Source organism: Paenibacillus sp. PDC88 (assembly GCF_900106725.1).
Taxonomy (GTDB): domain Bacteria; phylum Bacillota; class Bacilli; order Paenibacillales; family Paenibacillaceae; genus Paenibacillus; species Paenibacillus shunpengii.
On sequence record NZ_FNNT01000013.1, the window covers coordinates 25,264 to 45,628 of the forward strand.

At 39.7% G+C, this 20,365-nt stretch carries 17 protein-coding genes; 3 read left to right on the forward strand and 14 right to left on the reverse strand.

The window, feature by feature from the left end; translation table 11 throughout:
- Positions 1–250: 250 nt before the first annotated feature.
- Both BLW49_RS25470 and BLW49_RS25480 read left to right on the forward strand, forming a co-directional pair.
- Positions 251–1,237: a Gfo/Idh/MocA family protein gene (locus BLW49_RS25470; protein ID WP_072526549.1), complete on the forward strand. Its 987-nt coding sequence runs from the start codon at positions 251–253 to the stop codon at positions 1,235–1,237.
- A 506-nt stretch (positions 1,238–1,743) separates the two neighbouring features.
- Positions 1,744–2,520 (forward strand): LytR/AlgR family response regulator transcription factor, encoded by a 777-nt coding sequence (locus tag BLW49_RS25480; protein ID WP_079180142.1) that lies wholly within the window; start codon positions 1,744–1,746, stop codon positions 2,518–2,520.
- Here BLW49_RS25480 and BLW49_RS25485 read toward each other — a convergent pair.
- Both BLW49_RS25485 and BLW49_RS25490 read right to left on the reverse strand, forming a co-directional pair.
- Positions 2,517–2,927 carry a hypothetical protein gene (locus BLW49_RS25485; RefSeq protein ID WP_090727736.1) on the reverse strand — a complete coding sequence of 137 codons (411 nt, stop codon included), beginning with the start codon at positions 2,925–2,927 and terminating at the stop codon, positions 2,517–2,519. The genes BLW49_RS25480 and BLW49_RS25485 overlap by 4 nt on opposite strands.
- A gap of 916 nt (positions 2,928–3,843) precedes the next feature.
- Positions 3,844–4,182, reverse strand: coding sequence for a hypothetical protein (locus BLW49_RS25490; protein WP_090727739.1), 339 nt, complete (start codon positions 4,180–4,182; stop codon positions 3,844–3,846).
- Positions 4,183–4,727: 545 nt separating this feature from the next.
- Between BLW49_RS25490 and BLW49_RS25495 the strand changes: the two genes are divergently transcribed.
- A complete protein-coding gene (locus tag BLW49_RS25495) occupies positions 4,728–5,738 on the forward strand; it encodes an HD-GYP domain-containing protein (RefSeq protein ID WP_170862574.1) in 1,011 nt (336 codons plus the stop codon).
- A gap of 21 nt (positions 5,739–5,759) precedes the next feature.
- Here the strand turns inward: BLW49_RS25495 and BLW49_RS29355 are convergent, their stop codons facing one another.
- The 12 genes from BLW49_RS29355 to BLW49_RS25550 form a co-directional block, all read right to left on the reverse strand.
- Positions 5,760–6,443 carry a restriction endonuclease gene (locus BLW49_RS29355; protein ID WP_244533619.1) on the reverse strand — a complete coding sequence of 228 codons (684 nt, stop codon included), beginning with the start codon at positions 6,441–6,443 and terminating at the stop codon, positions 5,760–5,762.
- A gap of 13 nt (positions 6,444–6,456) precedes the next feature.
- Entirely contained in the window at positions 6,457–6,792 is a 336-nt protein-coding gene (locus BLW49_RS25505) for a hypothetical protein (RefSeq protein ID WP_090727743.1), read from the reverse strand.
- Between the two features lie 102 nt (positions 6,793–6,894).
- Positions 6,895–10,803, reverse strand: a complete 3,909-nt coding sequence (locus BLW49_RS25510; protein WP_090727744.1) for a DNA topoisomerase 3 — start codon at positions 10,801–10,803, stop codon at positions 6,895–6,897.
- Between the two features lie 137 nt (positions 10,804–10,940).
- Complete coding sequence (locus BLW49_RS25515) at positions 10,941–11,270, reverse strand: hypothetical protein (protein WP_090727746.1); 330 nt, start codon at positions 11,268–11,270, stop codon at positions 10,941–10,943.
- 224 nt (positions 11,271–11,494) lie between these two features.
- A complete protein-coding gene (locus BLW49_RS25520; protein WP_090727748.1) occupies positions 11,495–12,097 on the reverse strand; it encodes a hypothetical protein in 603 nt (200 codons plus the stop codon).
- Between the two features lie 26 nt (positions 12,098–12,123).
- Positions 12,124–12,921: a helix-turn-helix transcriptional regulator gene (locus tag BLW49_RS25525; protein WP_090727749.1), complete on the reverse strand. Its 798-nt coding sequence runs from the start codon at positions 12,919–12,921 to the stop codon at positions 12,124–12,126.
- A gap of 16 nt (positions 12,922–12,937) precedes the next feature.
- A complete protein-coding gene (locus BLW49_RS25530) occupies positions 12,938–13,402 on the reverse strand; it encodes a hypothetical protein (protein WP_139237040.1) in 465 nt (154 codons plus the stop codon).
- Between the two features lie 230 nt (positions 13,403–13,632).
- On the reverse strand, positions 13,633–13,806 hold the full coding sequence (locus BLW49_RS28980; RefSeq protein WP_170862575.1) for a hypothetical protein: 174 nt from the start codon (positions 13,804–13,806) through the stop codon (positions 13,633–13,635).
- 353 nt (positions 13,807–14,159) lie between these two features.
- Positions 14,160–15,239 (reverse strand): transcription termination factor NusA, encoded by a 1,080-nt coding sequence (gene nusA, locus BLW49_RS25535; RefSeq protein WP_090727753.1) that lies wholly within the window; start codon positions 15,237–15,239, stop codon positions 14,160–14,162.
- A gap of 70 nt (positions 15,240–15,309) precedes the next feature.
- On the reverse strand, positions 15,310–15,570 hold the full coding sequence (locus BLW49_RS25540; protein WP_139237041.1) for a hypothetical protein: 261 nt from the start codon (positions 15,568–15,570) through the stop codon (positions 15,310–15,312).
- Positions 15,571–17,185: 1,615 nt separating this feature from the next.
- On the reverse strand, positions 17,186–18,115 hold the full coding sequence (locus BLW49_RS25545; RefSeq protein WP_090727757.1) for a hypothetical protein: 930 nt from the start codon (positions 18,113–18,115) through the stop codon (positions 17,186–17,188).
- Complete coding sequence (locus tag BLW49_RS25550) at positions 18,108–19,976, reverse strand: AAA family ATPase (RefSeq protein ID WP_090727759.1); 1,869 nt, start codon at positions 19,974–19,976, stop codon at positions 18,108–18,110. Before BLW49_RS25550 ends, BLW49_RS25545 begins: the two co-directional genes overlap by 8 nt.
- Between the last annotated feature and the right edge of the window lie 389 nt (positions 19,977–20,365).

Here is a 20,365-nt window from a genome sequence, read left to right on the forward strand (position 1 = left end):
AAATAGCCTCTGATTCAGTCCCTTCTATGGCCGGATCAGAGATCATTATTGGGTGGGGCACAGCCAAGAATTTAGCCATCACTCACAGTATGAGCCCTATTTGGGTTATCACCAATATTTCACTGGTAGGCCCCATGTCTATATAAGTTTTTTTATGGGAAAATAAAATCCTATTGGCGATGAAAAACGCTTCATAAGTGTAGTAAACAAAACTCTTCGTTTTATAAAACAAAGGAATGAGGTTGAATAAATGGTTCGATTCGGCGTAATCGGTACTAATTGGATTACAGAAAGATTACTTGAAGCAGCAAATGATGTAGAAGATTTTAAACTAACTGCTGTTTATTCTCGCACGATTAGTAGAGCAGAAGAATTTGCAAGTAAATATGGAGTAACAAAAATATTTACAAACCTAAAAGAAATGGCAGTTAGTCAAGAAATTGACGCGGTGTACATTGCTACTCCCAATTCATATCACGCAGAACAAGCTATTTTATTTTTGCAAAATGGCAAACATGTGTTATGTGAAAAGCCACTGGCTGTTAATGCAACCGAAGTAGCGAGGATGATTCAAGCCGCAAAAGATCATAACGCCCTATTAATGGAAGCAATGAAATCAACATTACTTCCAAACTTCAAGGTCATTCAAGATAATTTACATAAAATTGGTCCTATCCGTAGATACTTTGCAAGCTATTGTCAGTATTCATCTCGTTATGATAAATACAAAGAAGGAATTGTCCTTAATGCCTTCAATCCAGAGTTTGCGAACGGTTCATTAATGGACCTTGGTGTCTATTGTTTGTATCCACTTATTACATTATTTGGTGAACCAAAAGAAGTGAAGGCAACTGGCATTATGCTTGATTCGGGTGTGGATGGTGAAGGTAGCGTCATCTTAAAATATGATGATAAAGATGCGATTGTGATGTATTCCAAAATAACGAACTCTTATTTACCAAGCGAAATTCAAGGCGAAAAAGGAAGTATCATGATTGATAAGATTCATACGGCTGAAAAAGTAGAAATTCACTACACTGACGGCACGGTTGAACAATTAACAGTCGACCAATCTCATCCAGCTATGTATTACGAAGTGAAAGAATTTATTGAATTAATCAACCGAGGAAAAACAGAGTCTGATACTAACTCATATAAAAATTCATACACCACGATACAAGTGTTGGATAAAGTGAGAGATGAAATAGGTCTTGTATATCAAAGTGATCATAAGTGAAAAAACACAAAAACCCCTACAGCGACTTGTATTATTCTCTTGAGAAATTACGAATCTGGCCTGTTTGTCGAAGAATAAAAGAAATCGTTTTAGAACTTACCTAAACTATTTTGCATCCATTCTTTTTTATAAGAGCATTATAGCATTTTCTACCCGGCTAACAAATTTTAAAGGACTTTTGCTTATTATGCAAAGGTTCAATGCTCATTTTTTAAGATGTGTTTCTTCTTTAATTTGTGATTTAGTTTAAGTATTCCTTAATAGGAGTAGCGACAATGACACTACCCCTATTAGGATCCTACCAACAACCGCACTTTTCTGACCCCACCCTACCCTACAGAGTAAAAAGGGTTGTAAATGTAAAAAAAATCCATGCTATGACCCTTTTTTACAAGTACCTCGGTCGTACCCCAATTCAAGGAGCTGGACTTTTGGTTAAATATCACAGGATGTTATAATGACGAGACAGAAAATAACCAAGTCTAAAAAGGTAAGGAGGGACATTAGTGGAACAACAAAGATATAAGGTTATCATTGCAGAAGACGATATGCATCAGCTGTCTTTGTTGAAAATGTATGCTATAGAGTTAGATTTAGTGATTATATCAACGGTTTCCTCCGGTGTGCGGCTGGTTGATGAAGTTAAATTGCATAGGCCTGATATTGTCCTATTAGATATCGGCCTTAAAAAGAAAGATGGAATATCCGCATTTAAGGAAATACTTGAGGCCGGCATACGTCCTCAAATAATTTTTGTTACTGGTTCGTTAAACCCTCAACATATACTTACCGGTTACGAATTTGAATCAGTGGATTACCTCACGAAGCCGATTAGGAAAGACCGATTTAAAAGAGCAATTATTAAAGCTAAGGAAGTAATTCATTCTCGAAAGCTCTTAAATGCGGTTGTTGAACTAGAGAACACGAATTGGATTATATTAAAGGCGAATTATCGCGATCATGAAATTGCGGAAAATCAGATTGTTTTTGTGGAGAAGGATAAGATGGCCCGGAACAGATGCATAGTTAACCTGAAGAGTGGAGAGCAGCTAGAAACAACCACTCAACTTAAAGAAATTAAGGAGATGTGCTCGAATCTTACTTACTCTCACAGGAGTTACTTGGTTAATCCACTTTACATCACATCAATCCAACCGGATGGGTTGCTTCAAAAGAGTTATATTATCTCTTTGGAACATACCAACAAAAAAGTTCCCCTGACTAAGAAGAATTATCTCGAAGCAAGTCATGTCTTTTCAAAAATCCGGACGCAGCATACCTAACGACGACGATGATTTACTTGTTGTCTAAACTTCATTTTTGCTTTGAAATTTCCTTTATTATTCATTTCATATGTAATGATGATGCTTCCATAGTCAATTGGTGTGAATGACGTAATTTGCTCTTCAATCATCATTAGAAAAGTAATTAAGTGGCTTCGCTTCATTCCACAACCGTGGGGTTGTTGGATTGGTGTTCCTAGCATTACTTCAATTTCGTGATAGTGGATGGCGAGTTCTCCATCCCTAACGAAAAATTCCATGGTTCCCTCCCGCTCCTTTGAAAGAAGGTTTGGAAAATAGTCCGAAATGATGCAGAGCTTTATTTGATCATATAAGTTCACATTATTTCTAGGAACGAAACCGTCGTTACCACCGTTTTCGTCATTTGCGTTTTTTGTTGTATCCATGGAACTAACACCTTTCGTTCAGTTAATCCTAAAGAACTAACCGTATTTATTTTATATGCGACAAATATACCAGTATATTGAACCCTCTGAAAGAGGATTTGATTGAAATGGTTGAATTTCTGTCTGAAATGACCAAGATTATCCAATGGATAAATATTCATGTTTTTGGTAAATTGTTTCTGGAGATGGCAGCTATCTTTGTTGATTTGTTGCAAAATAAGCGATTAATATAGAAACATTGAACCGCGATGTCGAAAGATATATGAAGACAAACGGGAGGGTAGTTACCTCCTTTCGTCTATAATTAGAGTAATTGAGAAAATCAAGTTCTAATTATGTGATTCAGACGCATGGCTAACTTTCTGTCCTCAAACAAAACTCTGATATTCGTTATACACCTTTTACCTTGAACTTTCTCTAGCCAGTAGATTACTTCATAGCGTCACATAGAACTGTCACGGATCTAAATGGGACGATATCATGGAAGTAAGGGCAGGCCTGCGAGCTTTTTGACACTATCATGCCTTCATCTAGCTTACGTTTACCATCCACCTGTCGCCAGACATCCTCCATTTACAAAATAAAGGAATTCGGTTTAGGGGATTCCTTATCAGATATACTAATCAGCGGTTTTCGTCCTTTATCTTTGTGGATGTGATAATAGCCAAGCTATCCCCCCTATAACACAAAAAACGCTTTTCCAAGTGGGAAAAGCGTTCTTCGCTTATTAAGTATTTGATTACGCTTATTATAGCTTAATACTTGGTATTTCGTAAATAATTTGCAATCTAATTTTCAGAAGTTAAAATTTCTTGAGTTGTCCAAAAAATGCTATCCCTCATTGCTGTATAAATCAAATATATAACTCTTAATCACAATAATCAGCTATTAAAGCACAAGCCATCCTCTTAAAGTTCTAAACTAGACTATGAAAAAAATCAACGAAGTACGGAATAACATTATATCCTATAAGAAGAACAATCAAGGTAGAAAGGAACTTAGTAAGTTTGCCCTTTTGGGTAGCATCAGTTATAGTGGCCATGCGGAATAAAACAACAATGAAACAACCTATGCTTGCAGTATAAAAAAACACGGGATGAAAGAAAGCTCCCAGTACATAATCCAATATAGACATTGATTGTATATCGGTCATAGAGACAAAGGTAGGTAATTGTCTTACTTCAAAGGCTTCCATACATAGTTTAACAAAAAGTATAATACACAACAGCTCAATTACTTTCTTTATATGTTTCATGCTGCTATCCTCCTAAATATGTACTGATCCTAATTTATCAATCTTTAATCGTTTTACACTCCATTCCCGGAATCCACCTAACAATCGTTTAGTGTATTTACGTACTCACCTCCTCTGGTCTGCACTTTTCAGTCGTCGCTAACTCAATTATTGGTGTAGAGAACCCAACTCATCATTATTAGCTTAAGATCAATGGATCTATACAACAATTTAATTCGTAACAACACTCACTTCTTTTATGTCGGCTCTTCACTCATATAATAGGATAGGCGAGAATATTGTAAGGGGGAGTTTGCCATAATTAAGTATAATACTTCTCAAGATATGTGTTAAGTTTACTAGGGGGATAATTCTAGAATATAGATTCTCAATCCTTGTGCCTTCTGCTATAATGTAAATTAATTAAATATTTATAAACGTGGAAGCACCACGGTAGGCCAACACAGCCTACTGTGGTGTTTTTTGGTTTAAGCACTAGTTTTTTACCGCTGTGAGCCGTTTTGTAGTGTGAGAGAATTTCATGAGAGGAGAAAATGAAGAATAACATGGCTATTCGAATCAAATTCGCAACCATATTTGGCTTAATGGCGACACTTGTTCTCCTAGTATCAAGATTTTTATTTCATAACTTAAGTGGTGACTTTATGGACGGTGCGTGGTTCATAAATGTTGCAGCTGAGATTACGTTGCTGATTTCATTCTTTATCGTGCTTACAATTATCAACTATCTTAGTGCCGGTCCTATTCTGAAGCCACTCTTAAATGTTATTGAGCATGTTGGGTCGTTCGCTAAAAATAAACTCGAATCAGAGATGAATAAAGATGAATTCGGTTTGTTGGAACTCAGTGTTGCGGGAATTGCAGAAACAATTCAAAAGCAGGATAATGAAATTCACAAAATCAACTTAGAACTCAGCCAGCGTAATGCGGACCTGGAATTGCTCATTACAGCAACGATCGCTTCATTGTCAAAGGCTGTAAACGCTCGAGACCCTTACACGGCATCTCACTCCGAAAATGTAAAACGATATGCAAGTGCTGTGGCCAAAAAGTTACAGTTGGACGCAGATCAAATATACAATATCGAAATAGGTGCATTGCTTCACGATATAGGAAAAATCGGTGTGCCGGAGAATGTGCTGATGAAAGCTGGAAAACTCACTGATGCTGAGTTCGATGCTATTAAGAAACATCCGGAGTACGGATTCCATATTGTCAGCGAAATTGCTGAACTAAAATGTCGTGGAGTAGACGAAATTGTGTTATATCACCATGAACGGGTTGACGGTAAGGGGTATCCTCGGGGATTAAAGGGAGATGCCATCCCCTTAAATGCAAAGATTATTTCCGTATGTGATGCTTTCGATGCCATGACAACAAGCCGATCATATAGGCCTGCACTTGATACTGAAACTGCAATTGTTCAACTCAAGAAGCATGCAGGAAAGCAATTTGACGACATGATTGTGTTAACCTTGATTGAGTGTCTTCAGGAAAACCCTGGATTGCTAAATAAAAATCAAACGAATGAAGAAAAAAGACTCGTGAGCCTCTAGGCCCAGCGAGTCTTTTACTTACTAATCCGTAACGGTACGGTTATGTTTATTCATATTGATCTTGGAAAGTTCACTGATCAAACGGTCCCTATCCCACAGCTGCACATTATTAACTCGAGCTAATTCCTTTGCTGGTTCAGTGTAGTATGAGTTGGTTACGACCCACGCATCAGTCGCCTGATAAAAGGCCTTGGAAGCAACTACTTCTTGTACAGCAGAGTTAGAGATTTTGTTTCGTACTCTCTTTGCTTGAACAACAACTCTTACTCCATCGATATTCAGGATGACATCAGCGCCTTGATCGCGGGACTTCTTCGTCTTTTTAGCAGAATAGCCAAGCAAACGAAAAAACAATACTAGGAATTCTTCAAACTGATCACCTGTCATCTGGTCAATGGCACGGATATCGGAACGTTTAATTCGTTGCATCTTCCGGTGATATGGAATTGCTTTGAATAACACAATTATGATAATAGTGAAGGCGACAACTAATAATCCCCAAGACTTAATCCAACTAAAGACGGTTTGGATCCAAAAAGCAGCAACTTCAAAATTTATGTTGATATGTTGTACTAAAGGCTGATTGTTAGAATTATCAGTATTCCGATTCATAACTGTAATGATTATCATGAGTGTAAATAATAGAATAACAATCTTAAACAGGTTGCTGAAGACTCGTTTGGCTTTGCGACGTATACGCCACATGGCTATCCCCCGATCAATTAACGTTTAACTTAGGTCTTTTATGCGAGTATAGTTTCGATAAATCCTTTTCCGTCATACCTAGATCTGATAGTGCTTGGTTAGCAGCAAAGACGTGGACCTTGCTATTGATAGTGGAATGGTAATAATTTGAGCTTACTTTGGAGCGCAGTCGCAGCGGTATGCTGTCGCTTAGAGCTGCTTTGCACATCAGATGCATCTCAGCGAGGAGCACCGCAGCTTCTGTTTGCGTTTCATTCAGCCAAAGAATATGCTCCCGGTCGATATCCATGTCGCATGTCTTGATTAAGTCATTGACGATTGGGTATTGTGAAAAATCAACACCACACATATGCAGTCACCTTCCCGAAATACGAATAGTTGTTAATACATACCCCCATTATGCTATGACCAGGGAATGTCTGCAAAAAACGGGAGCTGTTATTTTGAGAGATTATCGGCTTGCAGAGGCTGCTGATGTAGTGCTATTTGTAATGTGGTTTGTTACTCGTTCGATCTCCTCATCAGAGACATAAGCTGATACGAGACGTCTCTTAGCTCCATCCTTCGGAAGGTAGTACATATCCCCCTTACCGAGCAATGCTTCTGCACCAGGTGCGTCAAGGATAACCTGAGAGTCATGATGGTTTGCTACAGCAAATGAGATCCGTACCGGGAGATTTGCTTTAATAACCGGTGACAAAACAGTTTTAGATGGCCGTTGAGTTGCAATTACCATGTGAATGCCGGCAGCTCGTGCGAGTTGAGCAAGACGTTGGATACAATCCTCAACTTCAGGACCTGTCGTCATCATTAGATCTGCTAACTCATCAATTACTAGTACGATGTATGGCATACCAGGCGCATTAGGATCGTTCCGGGTTTTATCGTTGTACGAATGAATATTCCTGACACCGTAGTTCCTTAGAATTTCGTAGCGTTTCTCCATCTCAATGACAAGCTTCTTCAGTGCAATTCCTGCCCGTCTGACATCAGTTACGATAGGACCAAACAAATGAGGTATCGTCTCATAGACTGAAAGTTCCACCATTTTAGGATCAATGAACAGAAATTTGAGTTTATCTGGTGTCTGGCCATAGAGAAGGCTGACAATTAATTCGTTTAAGAACACGGATTTCCCTGAACCGGTAGCACCAGCTACAAGCAAATGTGGCATTTCCGCTAGGTCCGCATAAACAGGTTCTCCAGACATATCCATTCCCAGGGGAAAAGAAAGTGCCTTTTTCGATGCTAAAAATTCTTTGTTTTCAAGCAATGATCGAAGATTTACGGTATATGGTGTCTTACTCGGTATCTCGATGCCCACCACATTCTTACCGGGAATCGGAGCATCAATAATAATTGTTTCCGCTCGTAGCGCAAGTTGAAAATTCGCTTTATAACGCTTGAAGTTTGCTACGTTGAGACCTGGCTCAGGAGCAAGTTCATAACGTGTTGCCCGTGGTCCATATGTTGCCCTTAATACCTTGGAAGGAAGTTTAAGTGTAGCAGCCTCCTTCTCAATTTCGGTAAACTCCCTTTTCTGTTCTTGTTCAGAGGGTGGAGCAACGGTTGGTACTTTGAGTAAATACGTTGGCAGCTTCAGCACATCCAAACTTGGATATGTCCAGCACAATTTACCTTCTTTATCAAAAACAAGAACTGCATCAAATGTTGAATCAGGCTTATTCGGGTCTTTTGATTTTTGAATAAAGCCACGGATTAACCCGCTTGAACCTTTTTCGAGAAGACGTTTAATTATCTCTCTCTGGATCACCACTCCTTTGATCGTTTTACTGATTTTGAAATCACAGCGAGTATCCTCCCAGGCGCTACAGCCATATAGGACACCCTTATCAATGACCGGCCTTCCACATTTTTTACATGGTCCCAAGTCTTGCTCTGCTGCTATCTGACGTATTGGACGGTGATTTTCTTCCGGAACGTTCGGGCCAGCATACTCACTCCCCGGACCTTCAACTGGGCTGAGTTTCTTTTCCGATTCAGCATACGATTGACTAGAACGATGTGCCGTTGTAGTTTCTGTTGGTGCTTTTTTATCAGTAGTTAGGGTGGGTTTACTTAATGCCTTCTGGCCGGAATTAGCTCGGAATTGATCCATTGTCATTAAGACTTGTCTTGGCGTATTTCCGGCATAGGCTGAGATGATCCCTTCTCTTTCCATTTGATCGATTATACGGGCACAAAGTGTGTAATTCTGCCCCAATTTTTGCTGTAACATTGATACAGATGCTTGGCTTGACTCGATAACGAACTTAACGGCCGCATCAAACAGATCGTGATTAATCTTGTTATCGACTCCTACTTGGGCAGGATATTGATTTACCGGAGGGGAGACAGGTGTAGTGTTTGAGTTGTTCGATGGATTCGACAAGGCCGATTCTCCGTTAGTTTCTAAACGTCCGTTACCTGAAGAGTGTTCTGATTGTAGCGAACCTCCTTCTATACTCTTTTCAATTGTAGATATGGCAGGAGGTAATATTGGCACAACAGTTTTCAAATCCATCATTCTTACTGATTCACCAGCGTCCGTAACGAGTTTGGTTGCCAGCTTACGAGCTTGATCGATGAAACTTGTGTGAGTATAACGTCCGTCACCAATTTCACTCAATTTTTGCTCCCATTTTGCTGTTAAGACAGCAGACGAAAGAGCTGATAACCCGATCGCTTTAATCAGCGTACGTCCTTTTGTTGTAGGATACACGAGGTTCTTTCTAATTTCGATGTAACCCTGATCCTTCAGGCGTTTGATGATTCCCGCGCGCGTGGCTTCTGTTCCTAGTCCATGTGTTTTTCTCATAATACTTTCGAGCTCTTTATCTCCCAAAGTACTACCGGCGGATTTCATTAAAGGGATGAGATCACCTTGAGTAAGACGCTTAGGAGCTGATGTCCAGCCTTCTTTTGCTTCACAACTCGATGTAATGCCTTCTTCCCCTTTCCTTACATCTGGTATCATTGGGTCTGCTTCTTTCTTTTCGTCCGGATCTTCTATCTGCATTACCTTGTGCCAGCCCTCTCGGATCAAACGCTTTCCCTTGGTTGAGAAAGAAAATTGATCTCCGATGTATGTCAAAATAGTCGTGTGTTGAAAGATCGCCGTTTCATAATGCGCTGCAATAACAGATTTGACCACAAGATCATAAATAAGTCTTTCATTCTCGCTAAGGGAATTTAGCTCTGGTATCGTTTCAGTCGGGATAATAGCGTAGTGATCTGAAACCTTCGACGGGTCAACGTACCTTTTATTTCCAATGACCGATTGTATAGGTGTTGGAAACAAATGTGCATATGGACCAAGCTTGCTTATTTCATCTAAGAAGGTTGGGAATTGCTTAGCTTCTTCTTCTGTGATGTATTCGCTGTCGGTACGTGGATAGCTTTGATACCCTTCATCGTAAAGGCTCTGACAAGCAGCCAGCACCTCTTGTGGGCTTAATTTATAGAGTTTATTGGCAAGCGTTTGAAGTGCTGAAAGGCTGTAAAAATGAGGAGCCTTGATTTCCTTGTCTTCAACTACTATTTCTTCAATGCTTGCTGCTTTACCTGAGCACCAACTAGCCAATTTTTCTGCTTTAGTCCTATCTGTAAGACGATTATGATCACCGGCGAACCACCGACCAGTGTACTTCCGGCCGCCAAAATTAAACTCAGCAACAACTTCCCAAAACGGGGTAGAAACAAAGGTTTCTATTGCTTCTTCTCGTTCAACTATCAAAGCTAGTACCGGAGTTTGTACACGCCCAGTGGAGAACCCCTCCCCCTTTATTCCCTTCTCTCGAAGAAGGATCGAGTAGGCACGCGAGGTGTTCATACCAACAAGCCAGTCGGCACATGAGCGTGCGAATGCTTCGTAAAAGAGGTTTTTCTTTTCAGACTCTGGTAGCAGTTTCTGAAACGCAGCTGTGACAGCATCTTTTGTGAGAGAGGAAGTCCATAGCCGTTTAACAGGTTTTGTGCTTCCGCTAAGCTGATAAATCAGTGTAAAGATTGCCTCACCTTCACGTCCGGGGTCGCAAGCATTGATAATCTCAGTGAAACTCTTATTCTGAATTAGTTTTTTCAGGTGAGTAAATAGTCGTTCCTTTCCCTTAGCAGGCTTCAGTTTGAATTGTTCAGGAAGTATGGGGAGATGTTCCAACTTCCACTCTTTAAATTTTGGATCATAATCCTCCGGTTCCTTTAAAGAAACTAAATGTCCTGCTGCCCATGCAAAATAAGCTCCTTTAGGAAAAGTAGGACAGGGCAGAACTTCGATATAGCCGAACCCTTCAGCTTTTGTGGGGAATGGCGCGGCTAGGCGTTTAGCCTGGTCTTTTTTCTCTGCTATAATAAGTTTCATTTTGCCCTCCTATGTTAAAACAAAAAAAGCACACCACTCCCAATTGGGAGAAGCGTGCTTCGCTCTTAAGAGTATTTGATTACATCTATTATACCTGAAAACGGATAAATGGTCACCTTATGATAGTTAACAGATGATTAACCCTTCGGTTTGGTATACTCTGAATATAAATATTTAATCAACATGTACTCTTCTTCATTTATTATTGAAAGTTCATAGTAAAACTCTACTTCATCCATATTGATACTCGAAGGCACAGCTTCCCATTTATCTTTCTTTAGGGCAAACATGTAGTCATAGAGCAGCATGTATTGTATTTCTTTATGACGAAGTTCCTCTATTTTTATATCATATTCGCTATCGGTTAAGAGAATTCGCTGTTTACTACCAGGTAGATAATAAGTCTTCCCAGCTTCAAAATAAAAGATTTCATATGCTAATATCATGGGATGTGTTGGTGTTGTCATATTCATAGTCCTTCCGATTAGATTTATAGTGAGGATCCGTTAATTATGGCCAATTTCTATAACATGTTAACTGGCCAAAGTTTTTGTTTAGCTGGTTCAAGATGTCTAGCTGCAGCGTCACATATCACATTTCTTTACTACCTACCATATTGTACACTAAGTTAAGTGCCTAAACAGAAATAAAGCCGCGCAATTTGCGCGGCTTTAGAAGGTTCCTTAAACGATTAACTGCTTTTTGCCTTTTGATTAGCAAGGTGCTGCTCGTACTGGGTGTTGTCTAGTAGTGCCATACAGATGTCCATTAACTCTTCAGGATTATGTTTTAACTTCTTAGCATACAAAAATGTACTTTCCGTAACTTTACGGATCGCTGGGGTAACATCTGCACCATTCAATATGAGGTCTGAAGAGGCCGCAATGTACCTCTGCATCGCTTTGGGAACAGTAAGCGCTTCAGGTTTTACTAGACAAAGTACCATGTCGTGGATGTAGTTTTCATTCATATTGACTAGCATATAGAATAGATTCGGTTTGTTTCTAAACATACGCTCCACCCATGCTTTAATTTCCGGTACATGATACATATGGCGTGGCTCCTGCTCGTATCCCTTGAAAAGGAATATAAGAGAGTTCCTGCCCTTTTGTTTCTTCTTTTCTAATGTTTCTACAATTTTAAGATACTTTTGTACGTGCCCCTTAAGGATGTGTTCTTGGGAAACTGAAATACGGGTCACTTTCAGTTCTCTCTCAGATTTCTCTTCACTACTTAGCTTGAAGGGCACATCGTTTTTCCGGAAGAGTTCTAGGGTATAATTTAGTGCTTGCATGTTATACCTCCTTGCAATGTGACGTACTATTCAAGAGGAAACGCATTTGTCTTTTTATGATGTTCAGGAAATAACTTCAGTATGAAATGAGTATACTTCTGCAGCTGCCTGATAAAGTACATTGCAGACTCAGCTTCCTTTTCAATCGAGGTTACTCCTAGTTCTGTTATACGGTATACATAGGAATTACGGCGAGATGTAGTCCATTCTCCACAAATATAGCCTTGTTCAGTTTCCATTTCGCGTGCCAACTCGTAGAAGTACCCTTCAGCAGGCTGCCATTGGTATCTTTCTTTGAAGAGGCGGTATATGTTCTTTCCAGTTTCCTCTCTATGGTCTTTCTCTGATAAGGTTTTTAGTACCAAGAAACGAATCAGATGACGAACATTGATCAGTCGACTAAACATCTTTCTTTGTTCAGGGGAGAGCTGGTTAGGCTCTGAATTACCTATTCCAGTAATATGATATGCAAAGTGATCTGCCGTCTTTTTAAGATTCATAATTGAATTCATGCAAGAGTCACGAAGACTGTCAACTTTCTCTATACCGCTCTTAGTGACAGCGAAGTATTTTTTGTTGTTTTTCTTCTCGGAGCGAACTGTTTCAATCCAGCCAAAGGATTCCATTTGACTCACGACGCTATAAAAATATGAACGAGCTCGTCCGCGTTCAATGGTGGCCAACTCCTCACGGACAATCTCGAAAATATCTGCAGGCGAAGCGGAAGTGTTGCCCAGCTCTCGAAATACGAGCAAAAACATGACTTCCCGTTCGCTGAGACCGAAACGATCGGGTCCGAGCTGAATTTCATCCTTGGCAGGCATGATATCCCTCACTTTCTCATTCAGTTGTTGCTCTTGTGTAATCTGCTGGGACCATCATCTGGGCCTCTGAGCGAAGATGCATTGAAGTCTTACGTTGATGTAGATATCCTTTAACGGAACGTTGAACTACGATGAATGCGGCGAGATAGGAAATAATCCATACCCAACCGACAGCGATGTAATTCGGCAAATATAAAACGATAAGAATACCAAATGCGATGAATCCACCCTTTACTGCTGCGTTGATAAATAGACGTGTGTCATAATCGTCAACAATTACACCCTGGTTAATCATCTCTTGCATTCGGGCATTATACGTTTTCCACAAAACGTTGGACACAATAATTTGAAACAGGCCTACAGTAGCAATGATCCGGAAGAAATTGCTGATTATTCCGGTTTCCAAATGGTTTGCTGTAAAGAACAAAGTAATAATTACTAGGGTGATCCCCAGCCTGATTATTAACTGCAATGTCTTCATCCTCTCAATTCCCGGTTAAAACCTAAAGTTAGTGGTCTTTGCAATCGGCATTCATAACCGGAAGGTAATCAAAGGCATACTAATTGGACGAAGATAATTTCTTACGACAGAATGACGAAGAGCTTTTTACAATACTTAATAAGTACCTCATCAAACTGTCGAATATGGTAATCAAATTAGGATGCTTTCGTTATCCCGGAAGCGCCTTTTCTATTTTTAAGATTGTTTACTTAATGTTCTTCTGTTTCTTCCTTTGATACCATTTTCATTTTATCTGTATCTATATTTACAATTTGAGGTTTTGATGGTTTACGACCAAAAACAAGTAAAATCAAGATAGAAAACAATATAACAATGGAAATTACTAATATTATTCTACTTAGGATAACGTCAAATTCGTCCATTATCTTCCTTCTTTCTTGAGTCTTGTATAGATATCAAACGTAATGATCGGAATCTGCATAGATGCCTGGTAACTATCAAAGTCCAGCGGCTGAAAAAGATCCTTTATTTCGTGTGTGGGCTCTGTGAGCTAGTGTATACAACGTAGCATGCAGTTGCATATTTAGAACTTATTATACGCATTGAATTTCGTTATAAGTTTTTTCAAAATTTGCCGATTTCATTTTACCACTGAACTTGGCATTAGGCGAGGTGTTCTTAAGACACGCTACTACATCGACCCCTATTTAATACGATACTATCTTTTTTTCAAGAAGTCCGCTATGGCTTCCTCTGGATTACATTCTCTGATCATCTATTGTTGCAGAGTACGGGGACGATTGAACTGCTTGTATGCTTGATCTTCACTATATAAATCCATTTTATAACCCGTGAGTTTAGCAGCAAGCCTCGCGTTCTGTCCTTTAATTCCAATAGCCAGTGTAAGCTGATGGTCCGGAACGATGACACGAGCGATTGGCTCGTCCTCTTCTTCATCCTCAAATACTTTTACTTCAAGTGCGCTGGCTGGGGCGAGTGAATTAGCGATATACTCCTCAGGTGCCTCCGACCATTTGATGATGTCTACCTTCTCTCCACCCAGTTCGGCCATAATAGATTGAATGACCTGTCCTTTTATACCTACGCATGCTGCTACAGCATCCACTTCAGAACTGTCGGAAGTTACAGCGACTTTGGAACGTTGACCAGCCTCTCGTGCTATAGACTTAATAAGTACCTTACCCTCTTGAACTTCCGGAATCATTTTTTCAAACAGCTTCTTGAGATAACCAGGATGTGTACGGGTCAGATAGATTAACGTGCCTTTGGTCGAGGTTTCAACACTAGAAATATATGCTGTTACGCTATCTCCTAATTTATATCGTTCTTTAGGAAGCAACTCATTGAGTGGTAGTACAGCTTCGGTTCCTTCGAGGAGAATATATAGGTTCATGGAATCAAGGCCCTGCACCTTACCGGTAACGACCTCCTCTTCCTTACCGACATAGGCATCATAAACGATGCCACGCTCAGCTTCCTTTATGCGTTGCATAACGATAGCTTTAGCAGTTTGGGCTGCTAGTCGGCCAAATTCACGAGGCGTGACTTCTATTTCGATAAACTCATCGAGTTCAACTTCAGGGTGTGTCTTTCTTGCTTCATCAAAAAGGATTTCTAATCGTTCGTCAATGATATCCTCGACGACCATTTTGCGAGCAAGAACCTTCATCGCTCCGTTTTTTCGATCAATATCAACGCGGACGTTCATGGCGGTATTGAATTTCTTTTTATAACTAGATACTAAGGCTGCTTCGATAGCCTCAAGGAGCACCTCCTTAGGTATACCTTTATCCTTTTCGATTTCCGTAAGTGCCTTTACAAAATCTCTGTTCATATCAATTCTCCTTTTCATATCTGCAGATCTGCTAGAACTGCTCTCTATTACTATTTTTCGGTACTCATAGCTATTGTTTTGCATCAATTTGTGTCTCTGTTATCGTCTCAGGTTCTTTTAAGTAAAGGTGGAAAATCAATCTTGGATCGCGGTGCTCATCATATTGATCCGGAAGACGCCCAATATAAGATGTGTCAATAACTTCAAGCTTATAGACTTCATCCGCGTTGACTTCATCCCACAGAAGCCGCTTCTCAGGGTCACGTACTGCAACCTTTAACCGGTGATGACCAACACCGTAGGGCTCATAAGGCCATAACCAAACTCGCAACTTTCTTCCTACGTCCATGAACGATTCTATGTAATCCTCTGAAGTAACTTCTCCTGTACGCTTAGTGGTGGACGATGGCTTTACTCATCATCATTCTCGAAAGGTAAAGAGCCTCAAGAAAGAAACGAGTCAGCGAGAACTGTTGCAAGTACAGACGACTTTATAAACTTTAAATTGCTATTTCCCTTTTATTCGAGCCCAAAGATCCCCTTATTATTATTTTCGGCAATACCATGATTTTGACTGAGTACTTTCCATCAAATGACTTATAACGGAATAATAATTATTCAGTCTTATTACGATAATTGAGCATGTGTTTATAGATAGCAACTAATGATCTTCTGCTGAAGAGGAAGTAAACTTGTTCATTGCCTAATGTCTGATCAGTAGATGTTTGGCTTATGGACATACCGAGAGTGTACTAACGTGTAACTATCAATAGCAATCATTCTTCAAACTAGCATGAAACAAAACCGCCCCCCTTTTTGTATAGTTATGGACTGTAAACGCGGTAGGGAGGAGGGGAAACACCTCATAAAGACACATCCTGACAGCATTATCCCGTAAGCTCCTACCCTGGCCGGACTCAGTTGCCAGACACCTGTACACATTTACTTTCCATATATATCATTCTAACTCACAACTCGATCAAAGGACAATGACAACTATATCGCCTACATCTCAGGCTACTTACCTTTTCCTGCCCCTTTATACCCGATTTTCTACTCCTGGTCCTACTAAGTACGGATCTAGACTGCAGAATTTAAATCTGCAACTAAATACGAATCTAGTGTGCCTTTGTCTTGGTGGGGGTGGGGGCGCGCCGCGCGCCTGGGATCATATCTGAATCCAAAAAAAGCAGCAGATTTCTATAAACAGATCTAAAACCATGGTTGAAAGGCTGGAAATACAACAGGCAGGCCAAGTCGTCAAGCAAAAGTTTAGAGGGTATGAAGTAGAAGATGCGAGAAGGGGTAAAAGAGGTGTAGTCCTGTGAGCGAGTTGTAAGTTATAGGCTTATATATGGAATCAATAGATAAATCCATATGGAATAATTGTCGGCTAAAGAGGGGTTAGATTGGTCGGATATAAATGAGAATTAAAGAATTAGACCGCAAAAAACAGTCTATCCTGAGAGAGGACCAGGATAAATTTTCTGATTGGTTTAATGTCTTCAAAAAATAAAGTATTTTCTTAGTGCTTTGGTTAAGATAAGTCCCCCTGTTTAAGCACTGCATGCTACCCGCGTATGTTCTTTAATAGATAATTGGAAATGGAATATAATGAGGAGGACGTAGCCCAAGCGAAGGCGCGGGAGCGTACCGCTATGGGAGGCTCACCTTGGGCACTCGGTTTCCAAATAAACATTTTTCGGAACGTATGCAGGTTGGCACCTGCTTTTCGGAAGGATTTTCTCCTGCTTTATACATAATGAGTACATCCATAATTTCAAAACAGCCAATCTAAAAAAGGATCATTCTGCTCACCAGCAGAATGATCCTTTGAGTCTAATACTCAAATTTTTTTGACATATACAGCTTACTTGGCCATTAATGATCTTAATCAATCGATTATCCAAAAGTAGCATTTATTCATTTCAAGATATGAAGGAATATCAACTTAATACACTACTCTGACGGTATTTTTCAAGTTGTTCGTAGATGTCCTTTTTAAGCTTTGCTAAAGGCACAGATTTTAGTTTGTCTGTTAAACCAACATATTCACTAAATATCATATTCCACAACTGATCTTCATTGTCAAACAATTCCCTGAAATTCTCAATCATCAAGGTCCGACTTAATTCGTTATAATTTTTGAATGTATTTACCACTGAAAAAGCATCTTTATTATGATACTTAGTGTAACTATCTTGAAGACCTAACACGTCTATGTTCTTCTGGATGGAAGGATGATTGTCTAGCGATACCTTTACATGTTGCTCGTCATATATGTCTTCAATTTTGTTAAATGACACTTTGAATGTAATGAGGGGATCTAAATCAACTTCACCATATGGCGTCTGTTCAAGTTCAAATGAACTCTTTGTATGATTGCATCCGTAACAGGCGGGTACTAAATTAAAGAACGACATTGCAAGAAAGGGGTACGTTGCCTTGTCATGATAGTGATCAAGTTGTCCGGTACGCTTTAAATTTCGACCCTCAGGCTCTACGTTTGTTATATAGTTCCTGTTACAGAGTGGGCATACTTCAATCCCTAAGTTCTCCATAAGCTGTACTGCATTATACTTATTTTTAGCTTTACCGATGTATCCACTCGCTTTTGAAAATTTCATCTTATACATGTCATGAAGTTCCATAATATACCCAGGATATTTATCTAATTTGCATTTATTCATAATAACACGCAAATCTTTCGGTTTCGCTGTGATAACGTGCTTCAATGTATAATTTACATCAAAGCTTTTGAACCACTTATTAAGAGTTGAGGGCATACGTGTGTTTTTCTTTCTTAATTCCTGGACAACCGCATCGTAATGCTTCAGTGCAAGAGCGTCCTGTGACACTTCGTATATATTAATCATGTCTATCCTCTCCTAGATTATGTACTCTATCTCCCAACAACTCAAGCATTCGGCCAGCAATAATCGGTTCACCGACAAGCTGAATAATAGAACGAAGATAATCAATTTCCTCTCTGAGATTGCCGGACGAATCTTTAGATTCTTCACCTGTTTCATTGCGAAGCAACCTCAACCGTGAAATTGCATCGTTAACCTTTTGTAAGGCAAATTCACCAATGTTTGCTCGCATAAAAAAACCATTTGCAAGCAAATCATTGATATTAGCAGCTAGAGTGTGAAATTCTGTCGTTCCATCTCTAACTTTCGTCCCCCTCTCACTATGCTCGAGTAAAGAGACGCAATAGTTAGGTAAGTCAGACAATATGAACGGAGAATGGGATGTCAACAAGATCTGCACTCTCCGCTCAGGACCATAAACTACAGATAAAAATCGTATTAATGTATCGATAAATCGACGTTGCCATTCAGGATGGAAGTATAACTCTCCCTCGTCAATTAGTAGCAGTATATGTTTCGTTAACTTGACGTTACTGCCAAATACTTCTCCATCGTCCCTTGAATACAATCTAGAGAAAACGTTTAAAAATGCTCGTTCTCCCGAGCTGAGTTGCTGCCATTCGAAATCAAAGTAAGGAAAGGAACGGTAGGAGCGTCGATACGCTTGTACAAAAGCGTACGAGGGACTCTTCAATAACGTCTCTTGCATAATCGGTAATTTAAGATTAGGTTGTTCGGGTATGTTAGGCGATTTTGATACGAAAATAGAGTACTCATAGACATAATCGACCATATCGAGTAAATTCGTGAGCCACATTTGAATCATGGCGTCGTCAAAACGCCCAAGCGTAAATTCAAATAATTTTTTAACATAATCAGAGAACGCCTCATTATCGCTACGTACATTTATAAGAGATAGAATCGGATCATCTTTCTCTAATAATCTTAGGTTGGAGAATACAGTGACCTCTTTCAAGAAAGAGTACACCATTGCTCGATAAGTTATTAAGAGGAATACTCTCCTTCTCAATAAGGGCTTCTTGTTATATCTTCTTTCAGAGGTTATTTCATCAATTTTATTATTCACATAATCATTAAGATCATGGTAATAATCTGCGTGTTGCCCAAGGCTGCCAAAATCGCCCGTGTCGATGTTCCGGATTTTGACCAAGAGATTACCAGGAAGACGGAAAGGTAGTTCCTGCTCCGGAAAACGAATCGGATAATCATAGACGAAAAATACCTGACGGCTCAAATCCTCGTCTCGATGCACATCGATTGGACTCTGCTTAGAATCCCCGTGTTTGTAATCCAATCGTCTCAGGTGATCTCCTTTGATGAGATAGTTTGTCGAAAGATTGTAATAGTTATTGGCTGTCGTCTCTAGAGCATGATCGAAAATATTTGAAAAGTAGATGACCGAACTATCCGGCAGCTTCTGATGGGTATTTTGATCGTGATATATCTTTAGGGGGTGAAGTAAACCCTGATCCTCTACGGCCTCTAACTTGATATTCGATATATCATATAAAACAATCGTCTCACCTTTTTCATTCCGAAGTACCACCAATGCTTGTTTAATATTCATGCCCATAGCACGAACGAGATATTGTTTGATATAGTTTAGAAGAGTCGTCTTACCTGCACCGTTACTGCCAATCAGTGCTGTAATATTTGTTACGACGGCTGCCTCACCCTCGGGTGCCATACGATCATGGAAAAAACCCTTCACATAGTCGGGGTTTCTACTAACGGATAACACCCCGCTCTTTCGTTCAAAATTGAAACGAAGATCTCCGCACAATTGAAATCCTTGTTGATGGAATGGTCCATAAGCATTAAACCAAATATATAAGATTTCCATAAGTTCCCCTTTCTTGATCTTTTACTGTCCGCTTTATCATTTCTTCAATACATCAATTACTCAATATTATTGTTTCTGATTTATTTAACTTTCCTGCCTCCTTATGTCAAAGGTACATGTAACAAAATGTTTATATGCGCATACTTAAGCTGCTCAAGCTCTTCTCTAATTGCGTTGGCGGCGACGTTGCGCTTGTTTCTTCTTATCCTGACTCTTCTTCACCGTATAACCCGCAACAGAAATGGGGATCACCACATCGTAACTTACCCCTTCGCACGCGAAAGTTCCTGTTATTGAAGCTACTTAAAAAACTTCGTATCGGCTTCATGCAACTTCCCGTAGAAGACGCAAAGCAATAAATTGAAATCCGCCGGATTAAATTTCTTGAT